Source organism: Duganella aceris, from assembly GCF_011090165.1.
In the GTDB taxonomy this organism is placed as follows: domain Bacteria; phylum Pseudomonadota; class Gammaproteobacteria; order Burkholderiales; family Burkholderiaceae_D; genus Rugamonas; species Rugamonas aceris.
Genome location: NZ_JAADJT010000002.1, coordinates 333,123 through 350,329 on the forward strand (window position 1 = coordinate 333,123; position 17,207 = coordinate 350,329).

The 17,207-nt window shown below is 54.1% G+C and carries 14 protein-coding genes, 2 tRNA genes and 3 pseudogenes; 8 read left to right on the plus strand and 11 right to left on the minus strand.

From position 1 onward, the window contains the following. Positions 1 to 16 precede the first annotated feature (16 nt). Positions 17 to 1,099, plus strand: a complete 1,083-nt coding sequence (locus tag GW587_RS05990) for a type II asparaginase (protein WP_166099875.1) — start codon at positions 17 to 19, stop codon at positions 1,097 to 1,099. Positions 1,100 to 1,104: 5 nt separating this feature from the next. Here GW587_RS05990 and GW587_RS05995 read toward each other — a convergent pair whose 3' ends face one another. Next, positions 1,105 to 1,728 carry a flavin reductase family protein gene (locus GW587_RS05995; RefSeq protein ID WP_166099877.1) on the minus strand — a complete coding sequence of 208 codons (624 nt, stop codon included), beginning with the start codon at positions 1,726 to 1,728 and terminating at the stop codon, positions 1,105 to 1,107. Between the two features lie 144 nt (positions 1,729 to 1,872). On the opposite strand from GW587_RS05995, the gene GW587_RS06000 reads away from it, so the two are divergent. Beyond that, positions 1,873 to 2,322 (plus strand): GNAT family N-acetyltransferase, encoded by a 450-nt coding sequence (locus tag GW587_RS06000; protein ID WP_166099880.1) that lies wholly within the window; start codon positions 1,873 to 1,875, stop codon positions 2,320 to 2,322. Between the two features lie 43 nt (positions 2,323 to 2,365). Here the strand turns inward: GW587_RS06000 and GW587_RS06005 are convergent, their stop codons facing one another. After that, on the minus strand, positions 2,366 to 2,833 hold the full coding sequence (locus GW587_RS06005) for a septal ring lytic transglycosylase RlpA family protein (RefSeq protein ID WP_166099883.1): 468 nt from the start codon (positions 2,831 to 2,833) through the stop codon (positions 2,366 to 2,368). A gap of 249 nt (positions 2,834 to 3,082) precedes the next feature. On the opposite strand from GW587_RS06005, the gene GW587_RS06010 reads away from it, so the two are divergent. Further along, entirely contained in the window at positions 3,083 to 5,023 is a 1,941-nt protein-coding gene (locus GW587_RS06010) for a CocE/NonD family hydrolase (protein WP_166099885.1), read from the plus strand. Positions 5,024 to 5,122: 99 nt separating this feature from the next. Further along, positions 5,123 to 7,225, plus strand: coding sequence for a TonB-dependent receptor (locus GW587_RS06015; protein WP_207393357.1), 2,103 nt, complete (start codon positions 5,123 to 5,125; stop codon positions 7,223 to 7,225). A gap of 114 nt (positions 7,226 to 7,339) precedes the next feature. Here GW587_RS06015 and GW587_RS31185 read toward each other — a convergent pair. The 3 genes and pseudogenes from GW587_RS31185 to GW587_RS06025 form a co-directional block, all read right to left on the minus strand. After that, positions 7,340 to 7,688, minus strand: a pseudogene (locus tag GW587_RS31185) (DUF6691 family protein). Continuing rightward, positions 7,662 to 8,060 (minus strand): annotated as a pseudogene (locus GW587_RS06020) (YeeE/YedE family protein); the annotation flags it as partial. The pseudogenes GW587_RS06020 and GW587_RS31185, both read right to left, overlap by 27 nt. 61 nt (positions 8,061 to 8,121) lie before the next feature. Then, entirely contained in the window at positions 8,122 to 8,820 is a 699-nt protein-coding gene (locus GW587_RS06025) for a hypothetical protein (RefSeq protein WP_166099890.1), read from the minus strand. A 108-nt stretch (positions 8,821 to 8,928) separates the two neighbouring features. Between GW587_RS06025 and GW587_RS06030 the strand changes: the two genes are divergently transcribed. The 3 genes and pseudogenes from GW587_RS06030 to GW587_RS06040 all read left to right on the plus strand — a co-directional run. Next, on the plus strand, positions 8,929 to 9,366 hold the full coding sequence (locus tag GW587_RS06030) for an SNARE domain-containing protein (RefSeq protein ID WP_166099892.1): 438 nt from the start codon (positions 8,929 to 8,931) through the stop codon (positions 9,364 to 9,366). A gap of 451 nt (positions 9,367 to 9,817) precedes the next feature. Beyond that, a complete protein-coding gene (locus GW587_RS06035) occupies positions 9,818 to 10,078 on the plus strand; it encodes a hypothetical protein (RefSeq protein WP_166099894.1) in 261 nt (86 codons plus the stop codon). Between the two features lie 226 nt (positions 10,079 to 10,304). Beyond that, positions 10,305 to 10,493 (plus strand): annotated as a pseudogene (locus GW587_RS06040) (transposase); the annotation flags it as partial. 123 nt (positions 10,494 to 10,616) lie between these two features. Here the strand turns inward: GW587_RS06040 and GW587_RS06045 are convergent. Genes GW587_RS06045 through GW587_RS06055 form a run of 3 tightly spaced genes read right to left on the minus strand, consistent with a single transcriptional unit; the run spans position 10,617 to position 13,993 of the window. Then, complete coding sequence (locus GW587_RS06045) at positions 10,617 to 11,135, minus strand: hypothetical protein (protein ID WP_166099898.1); 519 nt, start codon at positions 11,133 to 11,135, stop codon at positions 10,617 to 10,619. Then, the gene (locus GW587_RS06050; protein ID WP_166099900.1) at positions 11,125 to 12,060 is read right to left on the minus strand and encodes a carbon-nitrogen hydrolase family protein; all 936 of its coding nucleotides are present in this window, start codon (positions 12,058 to 12,060) and stop codon (positions 11,125 to 11,127) included. The genes GW587_RS06045 and GW587_RS06050 overlap by 11 nt, the downstream gene beginning before the upstream one ends. Next, positions 12,050 to 13,993: an RNA-directed DNA polymerase gene (locus tag GW587_RS06055; protein ID WP_166099902.1), complete on the minus strand. Its 1,944-nt coding sequence runs from the start codon at positions 13,991 to 13,993 to the stop codon at positions 12,050 to 12,052. The genes GW587_RS06050 and GW587_RS06055 overlap by 11 nt, the downstream gene beginning before the upstream one ends. Before the next feature lie 367 nt (positions 13,994 to 14,360). On the opposite strand from GW587_RS06055, the gene GW587_RS06060 reads away from it, so the two are divergent. Then, a tRNA-Arg gene (locus GW587_RS06060) sits at positions 14,361 to 14,437 on the plus strand. Between the two features lie 342 nt (positions 14,438 to 14,779). On the opposite strand, the gene GW587_RS06065 is transcribed toward GW587_RS06060, so the two are convergent. The 3 genes from GW587_RS06065 to folP form a co-directional block, all read right to left on the minus strand. Then, a tRNA-Pro gene (locus tag GW587_RS06065) sits at positions 14,780 to 14,856 on the minus strand. A 69-nt stretch (positions 14,857 to 14,925) separates the two neighbouring features. After that, positions 14,926 to 16,272, minus strand: a complete 1,347-nt coding sequence (gene glmM / locus GW587_RS06070; RefSeq protein ID WP_166099904.1) for a phosphoglucosamine mutase — start codon at positions 16,270 to 16,272, stop codon at positions 14,926 to 14,928. 31 nt (positions 16,273 to 16,303) lie between these two features. Then, positions 16,304 to 17,143 carry a dihydropteroate synthase gene (gene folP, locus GW587_RS06075; RefSeq protein WP_166099906.1) on the minus strand — a complete coding sequence of 280 codons (840 nt, stop codon included), beginning with the start codon at positions 17,141 to 17,143 and terminating at the stop codon, positions 16,304 to 16,306. Positions 17,144 to 17,207: the final 64 nt, after the last annotated feature.

Consider the following 17,207-nt stretch of genomic DNA (forward strand, 5'->3'; position numbering starts at 1 on the left):
ATCAGGAGATCGCCGCATGCCCCACTTCCACTTCCATTCCGTCCGCCTCGTCAAAGCGCTGTTGGCCTGTGCCATGCTGCTGGCCTCCTATGCCGGGGCAGCCGAAAAGCTGGCCAACGTGACCATCCTGGCCACCGGCGGCACCATCGCCGGCAGCGGCGCCAGCAGCACCACCACGGTCGGCTACACCGCCGCCACCGTGGGCGTCGAGCGCCTGATCGCGGCCGTGCCGGAACTGGCCAAGGTGGCCCAGGTCAAGGGCGAGCAAGTGTTCCAGATCGCCAGCGAAAACATGAGCGACGCCTACTGGCTGACGCTGGCCAAGCGCGTCAACGTGCTGCTGGCCCAGCCCGACGTCGACGGCATCGTCATCACCCACGGCACCGATACGCTGGAAGAAACCGCGTACTTCCTCAACCTGACCGTCAAGAGCAAGAAGCCGGTGGTGCTGGTCGGCGCCATGCGGCCGGGCACCGCGCTGTCGGCCGACGGTCCGATCAACCTGTACAACGCGGTACTGCTGGCGGCCAGCCAGGACGCCGTCGGCAAGGGCGTGCTGGTGGCGATGAACGACCAGATCCACGGCGCGCGCGACGTCTCCAAGACCAACACCTCGACCCCGGACAGCTTCAAGACGCCGGAACTGGGCATGCTGGGCTACATCCAGGGCAACAAGCCGTACTTCTATCACGTGTCGACCCGCAAGCACACCGCCGACACCGAGTTCGACGTCAGCAAGATCGACACTCTGCCGCAGGTGGACATCGTCTACGGCTACGCCAATGTTAATCCAGTTGCACTCAACGCGCTCGTGGCCGCTGGTGCCAAGGGCATCATCCACGCCGGCGTCGGCGACGGCAGCCTGGCCGCCAAGGTCACGCCGTCGCTGACGGCCGCCCGCAAACAGGGCGTGCTGATCGTGCGGGCCAGCCGCGTCGGCCAGGGCATCGTGGCGCGCAACGGCGAGGCCAACGACGACGAACTGGACTTCGTCGCGGCCGATACGCTCAACCCGCAAAAAGCCCGCATCCTGCTGATGCTGGCGCTGACCAGGACCAGCGACAGCAAGCAGATCCAGCGCATGTTCTACAGCTACTGATCAGGTCACGGATAATCCGGCCGCCGCATGCGGAACAGATTGTCCGGACCGATCTCGAAATAATCGGCCGGGCCGCCGCCGCGCAGGATGGTCTGCGAGCCCGCCGTGTCATAGATGCCGTCGCGCAGAAGTTCATGCGCGATGTGCACCCCCACCACCTCCCCCATCACCAGCCAGCCGTTGGTGTCCTCGCCGGCCGCGCTTTGCAGGCGGATGATCTGGCTGCACCTGCATTCGAATGACACCGGACTCTCCAGCACGCGCGGCACGGAGACGATGCGCGACGGGGTCGGCGTCAGACCGGCCAGCTGGAACTCGTCGACGTCCGGCGGCGCCGGCGCGCAGCTGGCGTTCATCGCCTCGGCCAGCGGACGCGTGGCCAGGTTCCACACGAACTCGCCGTTGTGTTCGATGTTGCGCAGCGTGTCCTTGCGCCCCTGGCTGGAGAAGCCGATCAGCGGCGGCGTGTAGTTGAAGGCGTTGAAGAAGCTGTACGGCGCCAGGTTCAGGCCGCCGCGCTCGGTGCGGGTCGAGATCCAGCCGATCGGACGCGGGCCGACGATGGCGTTGAACGGATCGTGCGGCAGGCCGTGGCCCTGCGCGGGCTGGTAGAAATAGCGGTCGGTCATAGAAGTCCTGTGCGAGGCGGGCGCCCGGCGGCGCCGACCTGGGCATTTTCGCACAAGCCCGCGACAACAATTTATACAAATCCGCCCTTGCGCGGCAGGCGTGCGCGCCTTACCCTACGTGAATCACCTAGCTGGAACACGTATATGACCGCAGACCTGCAATTCCGCCCGCTCAAGGCGCCCCTGTCGAACAAGCAGCTGCTGGCCTGGCGCAAGGATGCTGAGATGGAAGGCGCGACGCCGCAGAACAAGGCTCACGATCCGCGCGGCAAGGTACAGTGGGTCAGCGTCGAGGCGAAGGGCAAGCAGATCGGCATAGCGCGGCTGGAACTGGCGCCGCCGGAATTCTGCTTCGTTTCGGAGTTGATTATTTCAAGCAAATTCCGCCGCCAGGGTATCGGCCACTGGTTCCTGAATCGCATCGAACAATACTGCCTGTCCCAAAGCATACGCCGGCTGGTGCTGGAAGCGCGCGAAGGGACCGATTCTTTCTACAAGTCGCAATTGTTCATCAACGATCCCTACCTGCCGCATTTGCTCAAGAAGGACATCAATCCGTTCCAGCGGAAAGTGTTTTCCCCGCTGTACAGCTGAAGGCGCCACCGCAGCGTCGCTGCTGCAATGGGGCGACGGCGTATTACTTCTCGGATTTCTTATCATCGTCGGGCTTGGGAGGCAGTTGCAGCGGCGTGACGGCGACATCGGCCACACCCTCTTTTTTCATGTCCAGCTTCTCCGCCGTCCTGGGCGTGACGTCGATGATGCGGCCGTCGACATAGGGGCCGCGATCCTTGACCACCACCACCGCGCTGTCGCCGGTATCCAGGTTGGTGACCTTGGCGGTGGTGCCGATCGGCAGCACCTTGCTGGCGGCCTGGTTGCTGGCGGGATCGAGCTTTTCGCCGTTGGCCATTTCCTTGCCGTTGAAATGGCGGCTGTAGTACGAAGCCTTGCCCTTGCGCGTCTTGCCGGAACGGTCGATCTTGTGTCCCTTGGCGGCTTTTTCCCCGCCGCTCGGCGGATCGGGCGCCGCCGCGTCCACACGGCCACAGCACAAGACCAGGCCCAGTAGTGAAATCGACCATAACGCAAGCGGCTTGTTCATAGCATCCTCCCACCCGAATTCTAGGCCGGTTCCGCTGCGGCCTCGACACGATACCTCCCGGGAATCCCTGGCATCGACGGCTTCGGGTTGTTAACAAATTCTGTGGATAAGGCTGTTAACAAGCTGCATTGCTTATAGTCAAGGTACTGTTTTTGAACAAGAAAATCTGCTTGCGCAAATTTTCCGCAGCAAAAGTTATCCACTGGCATTACACTGGTCTATGTTTCTCTTTTCATCACGAAGGAATTCATGAAATATCGTCTGACCGCACTCGCCCTGTCCCTGCTGCTCGGCGGAATTTCCGCCCACGCCAACGCCGCCGATGCCGGCGGCCCGCCGAAATACAGCCTGCGCGAGCACTACACCAAATACGAATTCCACATCCCGATGCGCGACGGCACGCGTTTGTTCACCGCGGTCTATGTCCCCAAGGATGCCAGCAAGAGCTACCCCTTCCTGATGCAGCGCACGCCCTACAGCGCAGGCGTGACCGCCGGTGGCGAACTGCACTACGGCGTGGATTTCTACCCGGAGCACATCGGACCGTCGCAAGAGTTTGAAAACAGCGGCTACATCTTCGTCAAGCAGGACGTGCGCGGCCGGTACATGTCGGAGGGCAAGTGGCAGGAAATGACGCCGCACGTCAATCCCAAGCGCGCCAAGGGCGAAGGCAACGAGGCCGAAGACATGCACGACACCGTCGAATGGTTGCTGAAGAACGTTGCCAACAACAACGGCAAGGTCGGCGTCCTGGGCACCTCGTATCCAGGCTTCTACACCTCGGCCAGCATCATCGACTCGCATCCGGCCATCAAGGCCGCGTCGCCACAGGCGCCGGTCACCGACCTGTACATGAACGACGACTCGTATCACGGCGGCGCCTTCATGCTGGCGGCGAATTTCGATTTCTATTCGGCCTTCGTCGAAGCGGAAAACCCGACGCCGCTGCCGAAGACCTGGGACCGTTTCGACTACGGCACGGCGGACGGCTATGAATTCTTCCTCAAGCACCTGACCTTGGCCAACATCACCAGCACGCTGACGCCGAAACAACGCGCGCTGCTGATGCCGACCATCGAGCACACGACCTACGACGGCTTCTGGAAAAGCCGCAATATCGCGCCACACCTGAAGAACATCAAGGCGGCCGTGCTGACCGTCGGCGGCTGGTACGACGCGGAAGATCTGCAAGGCCCGCTGACCACCTACAGCAGCATCAAGCGCAACAATTCCGGCATCTACAACGGCCTGGTGATGGGACCGTGGTCGCACGGCGGCTGGGGCCGCAACGACGGACAAAGCCTGGGCTACGTCAAGTTCGACGCCAAGACCGGCGATCATTTCCGCAGCAACATCCTGTACCCGTTCTTCGAACAGCACCTGAAGGGCGTGGCGAACAAAAACGTCTCCGAGGTGTATGCGTTTGAAACCGGCAGCAACGTCTGGCGCAACTACGCCGCCTGGCCGCCGAAGCAGGCCCAGGCGCGCACCTTGTACCTCGGCCCGAACGGTACGCTGGGCTGGACGCAAGCCGCCCCGGCCGCCGGCGCGGACTATGACGAATACGTCGCCGATCCGCGCAAGCCGGTGCCGTTCACCGCCTATCCGGCCAACGGCGCGCCGAAGGAATACATGGTCGGCGACCAGCGTTTCGCCTCCACCCGTCCGGACGTGCTGACCTATCGCAGCGAGCCGTTGGAGGAAGACGTCACGCTGTCCGGCCCGGTCAAACCCAAGCTGTTCGTCTCGACCACCGGCACCGACGCCGACTGGGTGGTCAAGCTGATCGACGTGTATCCGCCCGCCTATCCGGGCGGCGACGAACAGGAGCGCGGCAAGGACGTGCCGCCGCCGACCTTGACCATGGCCGGCTATCAGCAACTGGTGCGCGGCGATCCGCTGCGGGGCAAGTTCCGCAACGGTTTCGAAAAGCCGCAGCCGTTCACGCCGGGCAATGTGGAAGCCGTCAACTACAGCATGAGCGACATCAACCATACCTTCCGGCGCGGCCATCGGATCATGGTGCAGATCCAGAGTTCCTGGTTCCCGCTGGTGGACTTGAACCCGCAAACCTTCGTCGACATCCCGAAAGCCAAGCCGGAAGACTTCCAAAAGGCGACGCAACGGGTGTATCACGCGCCATCCATGCAATCGGGCATAGAAGTCCAAGTGTTGCCAGGCTTGCGCTAATTGCAAGGCGAGGGCATAATCTTGTTGATAACGATTCTCATCTAGCCAGCCATCCTCGTACGACGAAGTAGCCAGCAGCAAACTACTTCAAGGATAACGATGGCACTCAACAAGACCCCGCTGGCGCTGATGCTGGCCGGCTTCACCATTTCCAACGCCGCGCTGGCACAAACCGGCGCGGCGTCTGAACAGACACTGCAAGTTGTCACCGTCACCGGCGCCAGCGATAGCGGCTACAGCCCCACCTCCTCCTCCAGCGGCGCCAAGATCGACGCGCCGTTGCGCGATATTCCGCAAACCGTCAACGTCGTGCCCGAGCAATTGCTGCACGATCAGGGCGCGCGCTCGCTGCAGGATGCGCTGAAAAATGTGCCCGGCATCGGCATGTCGACCGGCGACGGGCAACGCGATCAAGTCACGATACGAGGTTTTAGCGCCATTAGCGATCAATTTGTCGATGGCATGCGCGACGATGCGCTGTATTTCAGGGATCTGTCGAATATCGAGCAAGTCGAGGTCGTCAAGGGCCCGGCTTCGGTGCTGTACGGGCGTGGCTCGTCGGGCGGCATGATCAATCGGATCACCAAGAAACCTGGCATCGAACGCAGCGAGATCAGCCTGCAAGCCGGCCGCTGGGGACAAAAACGCGGTGAATTCGACCTGGCGCGCAATCTCGGCGAGCAAGGCGTCGCTTTCCGCGTGACCGGCGCGGTGGAAGACGCCGACAGCTATCGCGACCAGCAATTCCTGCAGCGCGAAGCGCTGGCGCCGTCGGTGCAATTCAAGCTGGGCGCGGACACGCTGCTGTTGCTGCAAGCCGAATATCTGCATGACAAGCGCCTGACCGACTTCGGCAACCCATCCTACCAGGGCCGTCCGGTGGACGTGCCCGCCAGCACCTATTACGGCGCGGCCAACGCCAGGGACTTCGATTACAGCGAATCGCGCGTCCACGCATTTGGCTTCACGCTGGACCACCGCTTCAATCAGCAGTTTTCGATCCGTAACGCCTTCCGCCGCTACGATTACACCCTGGACCGCAACAACACCTTGATCGGCTCGGTCAACGAGGCCGCGAAAACCGCGTCGCTTACGCGCGGCAACGTCGCACGCGACGAAGACGGCTACAGCAACCAAACCGAGTTGACCCAGCGCGCGGAGTTGGGCGGCATGCAGCATACGGTGCTGTATGGCGTGGAATTCGGCAAGCAGAACAAGGATCAACTGGTGCGCTCGCAAGCCAATATCGCGACCATCTCATTGTTCAATCCAGTGCCACCGGTGGTGCCATTTACCGCCGCCGGCGCGCCGACGGCGAACAATACCGGGATTTTCAAAGTGTCCAGCGCGTACGTGCAGGATCTGGTGAGCCTGTCGCCACAGTGGAAAGCGTTGGCCGGCGTGCGTTATGACAAGTTTGAGCAGGAAACCGAAGAACGCCGAGTCGGCGTGGCCAACGTTTCGCGCACCGACCGCAATTGGAGCCCGCGCGCCGGCCTGGTGTTCCAGCCAAGCGCTGCACAGGCCTACTACGCCTCATTCAGCCGCTCCTTCCAGCCGTCGGGAGAAGGCTTCGCGCTGGCGGCGAACAATGCCGATATCGCGCCGGAAATCACCAAGAACAAGGAAATCGGCGCCAAGTACGATCTGCTCGGCGGCCGCGCAACGGCCGGGGTCTCGCTGTTCCAACTGACGCGCGACAATATGAAGTCCAGCGATCCGGTCACCAACAAGCTGATTCCCATCGGCACGCAACGAACCAACGGCGTGGAGTTGACCTTCAATGGCAATCTGGGCGATGGCTGGCAGGTGTGGACCGGGTATGCCTACCTGGACGCGGAAATTGTGACCTCGATAGCCAGGGATGACGGCCAGGCGGTACAAGGCAAGCAGCCGACGCTGACGCCGAAACAGAGCGCCAATCTGTGGCTGACGAAGGCGCTGGCAGGTCATTTCGGCGTCGGCGGCGGTGTGAATTACGTCGGCGACCGTTTTGCCAATCCGGGCAACACCGTGGTCCTGCCGAGTTTCGTGACGATGGACGCGATGGCCTATTATCGCGACCGCGGCATCGACCTGACGCTGAACGTGCTTAATCTGCTGGACCGCGAGTACACGGTGGCCGGCCACGGCAGCAGCAAGAACCTGAACCTGCCCGGCGCGCCCCGCTCGGTGCAGCTGACTGCGCGTTATCGCTTCTGACGGGGTTGTTAACAAATTCTGTGGATAAGCTTGTTAACAAGCCGGACCAGGCTAATCTAAGTGCTTGTTTAGGATAACAAAAGTCTCGCTGCGCAAATTTGTCGCAGCGAGAACTTATCCACCGCGACGCCGTTCGATCACCTCGAACAGTCCCATGCCCGCCAGCATCGCCAAGACAAATAAAGCCGCCTTCGGCACGCCCATTCCCAGCCCGCGCCAAATAATATCGAGCCGAATATCAGACGGTGGTCGATGTTCGATGCGGTGGGTAACTTCAATTCCTTGCCAAGCAGCGTAGTTTTACGATGCGAAGCATAAAAAAAGCAAAAAATCCGATTAAGATTGCAACCGCCATGACGAATGCCAGCGATGGATCCCAGTTGCCCGCGAGGTCCAGAAAATTTAATACCTTGGCCGGATTCGCCATACCGGAAATAATAAAACCGGCAGCCATAAATATCATGGTCGTCGCAATCGAGCGCGGCGATCTGCGCGAGATACCGCAGACGCCATGTCCGCTTGTGCAGCCTGAAGCATAGCGAGTACCAATACCGACCAGCAAACCTGCGACGATTAACATCACCCAGGAAGCATCGACTTGCGTCTCCGGCAAAGCATAAAACATGCTGTAAATCACCGCAGCCATAATTATTCCAGCAATAAATGCCAAACGCCAAGTAATGTCACCTTTATTTGGCCGTAACAATCCACCCAGAATACCGCTGATGCCTACGATCCGGCCATTTACCAGGATTAGTATGGCGGCGGCCAGGCCGATCAGCACGCCGCCGGCGAAAGCGGGCCACGGCGTGAAATGCAGGAAGTCGATAGTCATTCAGCTCCTCCTCGCGTACGCGCCAGAAAACGGCGCGTACAAGCCAATTTTTAGCACGCCTCTACTCGCCCAACAGATGCAAGGACTCGTTCCATGCGTCTTTCCAAGGCTTAAGTTCCACCAGTGTGGCGAACGCCTTCTTCAAACGCGGCATCGGCACGCGATAGACGTCATTCAAACCCAGCGCCAAGGTAACGGGATTCCAGAGATAAGAATTTTTACCGGCCCGAGAGTTCTTTCTCACGCGGGCGCCGTCATCGCCGAATATGCCGATGGCATCGGCCAGAGATTTAGCCAGGTCCATTTTCACCATGCCGCCGAACAGATAAATAATCTCCTCTTTGCTCAAACCTTTGGGAATCTCGACCGGAACCTCGATAACTTCTTTCGGATTCAATATATCTTCCGCAAACTGGGCCACGTCGCGATTAAAGAACCGGAGCGCATCCAGCGGCTGGCTTATTCCCGGCGGTTTTAATTTAAACGATATACGATCCGAATCGCGCGTCATGCGCATCAGGACATCGGCACTACCATCCGTCAGCCTTTTGATATCATCGACAAAGAATATCGGTGCCGGATAGCGGGTAATGCCTTCGGCGAACAATCCGCTATGTTCCACGGAATAGTCGAGCCAGACATGTGGTGTTAAACCGCCCTCCAGCATGCGCGCCAGATTCCACAATGATCCGGTTTTTTCGCTGAGCCATAAACAGGTTTCTTCTGTTGTTGCCCAGCTTGGTAATGTCGTTGTAGTCACTATGCCACCCGCTGTTAGTTGTCAGTGGCATAGTGTATCAGGCAAGCTAAATCAAGTCGCGACACCGACCCGTTTGACATTGTCGGTGGCGAGGATAATGATATTCCTATGAACACCCCAGCGGACAGGGACTACATGAACGCCAAAGCGGAGGCCATCGCAGCCACGCTGTCGCTCGACGCCAAAGCATATCAAGAACAAACAAACTCCCGCCTGGATGCGATGAACTCTCGACTGGACTCGACGAATAGCCGACTGGATGAGACGAATAACAGACTGGATGCGACGAATAACAGACTGGATGCGACGAATAACAGACTGGACACGATGGAACAGGCTATGCAATCGGGGTTCAACTCGATTCGGGAAGAAGTCGCTACGAAAATCGCTAATTCGCAGGCCGAACTAGTCAAGTGGATGGTCGCAACGGTTTTAGCCGGGGTGGCAATATCGACTTCGATTACTGCGGTTCTGATTAACAACGCAACGCCGAAAGCCTCGCCGCCAACGCCTATCGTGATCTACGCCCAACCACCCTCGAAGTGAAATTTTGGCCTGCCCAACAGGAATCGAACCTGTGACCCTCAGCTTAGAAGGCCTTACCTCGGTTTTTAACCCATTGATTTTAAATTGAATTTTCACAAAAATTTCAATTTTGCGGCAACTCATTTGCCACAATCATGGTATTTTAAATAACCTTCAAAGAAGACCTTATTCCATAAGGCTTTCTTCGACATAAAACTTCGGCCTTCGAGGCTGATGGTTATTGCCACAAAAAAATAAATCAAATATCCGGCCGATTAATCCCCGTAAGCCATTGATTCTTATAAATAAATTATTTAATTTAAGTAAAAGAGCATCGGCCCATACTGGCCACAACTTTAGAGCTACGGCTAGCCAGAGACAATGATCAATGCAAGTAACTTTAACCAAGATTCTTGATGCGCCCCATCCAAAGACAGTACACTTAATACTTGTCCCTTACGAGGAAAGAATCATGCGCATCTCCCGCGACATCAAACCGCTCTCTTACCTCGCAGAGCACGCTCAAGAAATTGGCCAAGCTTTTTTAGAGGGACGGGCGGACTTGGTTGTAACAGAAAGTGGCCAACCTTCTTTTGTTTGCATGGGAGCTGAACGCTACTCATCTATCAAAGAGAATGTGGCTCTACTAGCGCTACTACATAGCGATCAGTCGGACGACGGTCAGGATTTCAATGAGGCAATGAACGATCTTCATGCGGAAATTTTCAGTTAAGGCCGCCTCTAAAAATCTACCACTCGCTGAGCCGTATCGGCAAACTTCTGCCAATGACCACGTCCAGCGAGTTCCTGTGATGACGAAGCCCCGGATCAGCCTGTTTGCAGCACATAGGTGCGAAGATCGGCAATCCTCTGGCCAGATTGACCAAGCATGTGGATTTCGAAGCGCTGGCCATCAGTATTGATGGTGCAGCACCGCATCCGTCCGCGCCAAAGGCGGTCGTCCGCGATATTCAAGACTGCTGATGGTGAAAATCCAAGTGCTCCGGCAACTCTACAATATGGCTGCCGATGCACTTGAATATCAGTTGCTCGACCGCCGCAGCTTCCTACAATTTTTCGATCTCACCGAAAAGCAGTCGCATCCGAACGCCAAGACCATTTGGTTGTCTCGCTACCTCCTAGCCTAGGCTGATACAGTAGCTTCATTTTTTATTCAAAGAAATTGAAAGACGACGGCCTGCACTTTATTCAACAGCGTCGAGATATCGCAGCCACTCCTAATTTTAATTCTATAAAAATTTGCAAAAAATTTAATTGGCACCGTTGATGTATTTCAGAAATTCCTGTCGGCTGATCCGTGCCAAGTCCCTTCGCCCTACCTCACGCTCGAGGACTTCTGCTATTAACAACCTCAATCCTGGTTTCCAATCACCACGGCGAACTGAAGATGAATTGACTAGGTACCACGCATGTGTTTTTAGTTGTGATTCCAATGCAGTCTTCCAATCAGTTTGCCGATGGGATATTAATAATATCTCTTCAAAAGATAAAAGCATATTTGAAACATACCATTTATATCGAGAAAGAATTTCTTTATTAGACATAATTTTTTCTTTATCTGGAGAACTGAACATGGGATTGTCCATTGCGAGTTTGAGATAAGCTTGATATATCGTATATGCAGCGGCTCGTTGCGCAGCATTTCTCCCAGCTTTAATTTGCCAGATAGCTACAATCAAAGCAATAAAGGCAATGAAGGGCACAGCTATTGTGCTAACTTGAACCGCATATTCCATAAAGATTTTTCCCTGTTCTAATTTATTTTCCATCAACCACTCCAAATTTAAAACGTTCCTCTACTAGTTTTTTATCAAAACCCGGCGGAGTTGGCTTAAATAAAATAGAGTCTTTTTGAAGACCATAGTCCTTTCTTTGATGGATACGAAGCGACTCCAAATCTAAAATCATTGTTAAAAAAGTTAAATTATCGCCACCTTTAATCCGTAAAGGATTCATCAATTCTGTCCTAGATGGGCTTATCACTCTAGAATCACCGAAGCAGGAATCATTTACTTGAACTATGTAACAATGAATATCTCTTGATGCCGCCTCCATAATATTAGAGAAATAGTTAACATCTTTGTTAAATTCCGTAGCAACAATAAAATCGACCCGCCCTTTGAAAATTCCACGACATTCAATACTAGTAAGTTCAAAACAATTATATATGGAAAAACTTGCCCCTCTCCACCGAAACAAATGAAGTGGCACATTTTTCGAATTAGGTACTTTCAGGTACTCATTCTCAAGAATAAATTTTTCTTCTGGAGAGTAAAATTTTTTAACGCGCTTAACCGGCATACAAGCCACATGACCAGACTCCATCCTATATGGTAAAGCAGCCAAAACTTCGTTAATTGCCTCACCCTCGCCATTAATTCTATGCTCAAGTCCTGCAATAATACCAATATTATGCCTTCTTGCCCAAGCAACGATCATTGGTTCCCAAATATGCGGGATAGATACCTCTGGAAATATCACTAAATCAATCTTATCACCGTTGAAATCTCGATATGCTGATATCTCATTCAAAAGACTAGAGAACGGCTTAAGTCGAGATCTACTAACGACCGGTCGCCTCAAATAACTTGCTTCAACATTTAAATCAGATAGCGGAATATTAGCAACTGCGATCCTTATCTTTTTATTTAGATCAAGGTTTTCCATCCCTATTCTGATTTCGTCAAAGTTCATCGCTGCCCTCTTCTTCCTTAACAACCTCGACTCCAGATTGCAGTCTTCCATTAATTCGGAAAAATAATTTTTCAGCCTCCGCAACTATGTAATCCACTTGCGAACTAGCTGAGTGATATTTTAGAATTTTCGAAGTAATTAAAATTATGCACTCGTCAAAATTTACAAATCGCGGAGAATATTTAATTTTTCGAGAATTTAATCGTAAGTTACTACTAGCCTCGTTACCTATCAGTGATCCTCTAAAACTTGTATAGTTAATTAAAGGAATCCTGACAAAATGATGTCTGATTAAATTTGACGTCCATATTTTTCCACTTAGAGAATTTCTAGAATCATCAAAATCATCCGCATTTAGATCTAGCGTACTAGCCATACATTTTGATAAATTGAGATGCGTTGACAGGTTTTCCCTCAGAAGTAACGTTATATCAACACTCGACTTAAAATTTATTCTCTCAATTTCTAGTTCGATATTCTTACAGAAAACGTTAAAACCTTTTGCATCCCTAGAGACAACAAAAAATGTTAAAACTCGTTCCCATAGATCATGGAAGTCAATGGCATTTTTACCTTTAAAGAAATTCAATAATCCATTTCTGGTGTCAATTTCGAATTTATCTGTAGTTAGAAGATGCAACATGGTCTGACGAGCCAAATGTTTGGCTAACTCATATCTATTCTCAGCTACTCCTTTTACACTACGAAACTTATTGACAGAACCATCATATAGTAAGTCATAGGCCACATCTTCTAGAGATGACTCATTATCATCTACCGGAAGCAATAGAAAATCACTACTATTGGCCTCTAGTTCTTTTTTAAATTTTTCTAGTGCCGCGATGGAATGGTTGATGTCAAAATGCTGAAGAATGCATTTCTTTTGTTGAAGATAGAGTCCTGGCACGCTATTTATTTCATAACGATCATCCGGCAATGTTTTAAGTATAGTATTTTTTACCAGTATTTCGCTAATAAAATACTCTATGGGTTTTTTATTTTCTGAAAACCCGGCTGGTGCAGGAATTACAATAAAAATGTCATCGATGTACCTTCCATAATAGGAAGGCCGTATCTTTTCCTTAACTTCAAAATCAAACTTTCTTAAATGCCAGTTAGCAAGTAGCGGCGATGAAATCATGCCGATGGGCAACCCGGTTGGTAGCGCATCTGAGTCATGAGAAAAAGGTAAATGCGAATTTATTTCGCTTTTATATTTTTTTGAAATTATTTCCAAACAATCAATAAGACCATTTTTACTACTTTCTAAAGCCATCTTCTCCTGAATTATTTTTTTTGCCTCTTTGTAATCAAAATCAATATGGTAATAGTATTCCTGGATGTCGAGCCCTAAAATGCATACGCTAGTTTTTTCCTCAACTAACATCTGTCGAGCTTTTTTTATCCCACCGTCCCGCCATCTCTTATACAAATCATGATACCGGATAAATAATTTTGGAGAGCTCTCTTCTTTGAGAGTCGCGTCGCTTTCCAATCTAGAGCCATAACATTCATTTCCGAGCATATAATCTAAATATTTGCCTTCATGAATAATCCACAGAGTTGCAATTATCTGTAATTCTATAGGCCCATCAAAAAAATAGTTTACTTTTTTAACATTGAGTTTTTTATAAGATAAAAAGTTACTGATAAAAATCCCATTTTCCTCGACTGTGCGTTCGGGTTCGCTTTCTATGCCTTTCGGTACGATCCGTGAACCTATGTCTTCGACCCAAGCTACGAAATCAACATGACGACAAGGATCGCGATAATTTACGACATCAAGAATATTTAGTAGCTTTTTGTCGAGGCCTGTTTCGAATTTAGCCAACTTAATTCTTGTGCTTAAGTCATTTTTATCATAGTAAATTAAACTTTTAAATTTACGATAGGCCGATGATATATCTTCTATTTGATAATTAGGCTTATGCATTTTTATTTTTTAACCAGTATTTAATGAAAAACCGAACTGTTTAAATCGCCGAGATTGATAGCTCAAGATGGTCAGGTATCTTAAAATTGAGCAATTTTTCCTGGCCAGTTGCGTCAGTTGTTGATTGGAGTTATTGTTGCGCTAGGATATCATTTCTGATCTTCAAGAAAATACGTGAAATCTAACAACATCAATGAATACTGGCTCGAAAACGACTTACACTCGCATCATGTGTGGCTGGAGCTAACAGCTACCAAGCCATTTGCCAAGCTATAGTAAGATTACATCGAAACTATAGGATTTATCTCCGCCAACATTGATGCCGCATAAGCACTTTCTTTGGTATAATTTTCAGCTCCGTTTTTGACCGCCGTTAGCTCAGTTGGATAGAGCACTAGCCTTCTAAGCTAGGTGTCACTGGTTCGATTCCAGTACGGCGGACCACCTCCCTTCGCAGTACTTCCTTCACAAGTCTCTCCAAAAGATCAGTCAGTTCGGGTAGCTAGCTGCCTATTTCCTAAACCTTTTAATGCTTTTTTGCGGCGTGCTTGTGGCGTCAACTACGATTTGTGGCAGATTTGTGGCGGATTTCGAGGTATTGAGAGGCATCAACAGCTATCGTAAGTCGTTGATTTTGCTGGGAAAGCCGCATCCCCCTGTCACCTAACAACGGCTTAGAAGGCTGATGCTCTATCCAACTGAGCTATGGGCAGAGATGTGCGTGACGAGAATTCGTCGCGGAAATGAAAAACGGGCTGTCCTGAGACAGCCCGCTTTTGAAGTTCTTGGTCGGAGTACAAGGATTCGAACCTTGGACCCCCTGGTCCCAAACCAGGTGCGCTACCGGGCTGCGCTACACTCCGAAGACGACATTCTAACTCCTGCCACCCGCCGCGTCAATGACGCACCCGGCTTATTTCACTCGTGAAATTTCACGCGGCCAGTTTCTCCACCTTGTCGGCGATGCGGTGCGCCATCGATTCGGCGTCGGCGGCACTACGCGCTTCGACCATCACGCGGATCAAAGGTTCCGTACCGGAGGCGCGGATCAGCACCCTGCCGCTATCGCCCAGCTCGCGCTCGACCTTTTCTTTTTCCGCCACCATGGCGGCGTTGCGGGTCCAGTCGAAACCCGGCGCGACGCGCACGTTGACCAGCGTCTGCGGGAAGATCACCAGCTCGCCGGCGCACTGCTCCAGCGAGCGGCCGGAACGCTTCAGCGCCGACAGCACCTGCAACGCCGAAATGATGCCGTCGCCGGTGGTGTGCTTGTCCAGACACAGCAAATGGCCCGAGCCTTCGCCGCCCAGGATCCAGCCCTTTTCCTGCATCACTTCCAGCACGTAGCGGTCGCCGACCTTGGCGCGGGCGAAGCCGATGCCCTTTTCCTTGAACGCGACCTCGACCGCCATATTGGTCATCAAGGTACCGACCGCGCCGGCGACCGGCCCGGTGGCCATGCGGTCCATCACCATCAGGTACAGCAGCTCGTCGCCGTTGTACAGGCGGCCGTTGGCGTCGCACATGATCAGCCGGTCGGCGTCGCCGTCGAGCGCGACACCGAGGTCGGCGCCGTGCGCGCGCACGGCGGCGGCCATCGCGTCCGGCGCGGTGGCGCCGTGGCCGAGGTTGATGTTGAAGCCGTCCGGCTTGTTGCCGATCGCGATCACTTCCGCGCCCAGCTCATGGAACACGTGCGGCGCGATATTGTAGGCGGCGCCGTGCGCGCAATCGACCACGACCTTCAGGCCGCGCAGGTCCAGCTCGTTCGGGAAGGTGCTCTTGCAGAATTCGATGTAGCGGCCCTGGGCGTCGTCCAGGCGCTTGGCGCGGCCCAGTTTTTCCGACGGCACGCAGTCCATCGGCAAGTCCAGCGCGGCTTCGATGTCGGACTCGACCGAGTCCGGCAGCTTGGTGCCCTGGTCCGAGAAGAACTTGATGCCGTTGTCCTGGAACGGGTTGTGCGACGCCGAGATCACCACGCCGGCCGACAGCCGCAGCGCGCGCGTCAGGTAGGCGATGGCCGGGGTCGGCATCGGGCCGGCCAGCATGACGTCGACGCCGGCGGCCGAGAAGCCCGCTTCCAGCGCCGCCTCCAGCATGTAGCCGGAGATGCGGGTGTCCTTGCCGATCAACACGGTCGGACGGGCGCCGCCGCTGCGCGTGGTGGCCAGCACCTTGCCGGCCGCGTAGCCGAGCCGCATGACGAAGTCAGGCGTGATCGGCGCTTCGCCGACCAGGCCGCGGATACCATCGGTGCCAAAATATTTACGTGCCATTGTGTGCTCTTTATTCTCGTCTATCGATTTTTTATTGTGCTGCTTGCCATACCTTGAGCGCGTCCACCGTCTCGGCCACGTCGTGCACGCGGACGATGACGGCGCCTTGCGCCACTGCCGCCAGCGCCCCGCCGACGCTGCCGGCCATGCGCCGTTCGACCGGCTTGTCGACCACCGCGCCGATCATCGACTTGCGCGACAGTCCCGCCAGCAGCGGCATGTCCAGCTCGGCGATCAGGCGGCTTGTGGCCTTGAGCAATGCGTAATTATGCTCCACAGTCTTGCCAAAACCAAAGCCGGGATCGATGCAAAGGCGACGCGGATCAATACCGGCGTCGATCAGCGTGGCGATGCGCTCGCGCAAGAAGGCGATCACCTCGGCCACCACGTCGCCGTAGGCCGGCGCCAGTTGCATATGCTGCGGGTCGCTCTGCATGTGCATGATGCACAGGCCGCAATCGCTGTCGCGCACCGCCTCGATGGCGCCCGGGGCGCGGAAACCGTTTATATCGTTGATCATGTCGACGCCGGCGATGATGGCTTCGCGCATCAGTTCCGGTTTGTAGGTGTCGACCGAGATCGCCGGCCCCAGGTCGCGCAGCGCGTACAGCACCGGCATGACGCGCTGCAATTCGTGCTCCAGCGGCAGCGGCGGCGCGCCGGGACGGCTGGATTCGCCGCCGACGTCGATGATGTCGACCCCGTCCTGGATCATCTGCTCGGCGTGCGACAGCGCGAATTCCAGCGATTGATAATTGCCGCCGTCGGAAAACGAATCCGGCGTGACGTTGAGGATGCCCATGACGCGGGCGCGGACGTGATCGCCGCGCCAGGGATAGTTGAAACGGCCGAACTGTAATGTGGATCGCATGAGGCTCTGAAAGTAAAAAAGGGCGAGGATTTCTCCCCACCCTTTCATTTTGCTAAATGCCGGA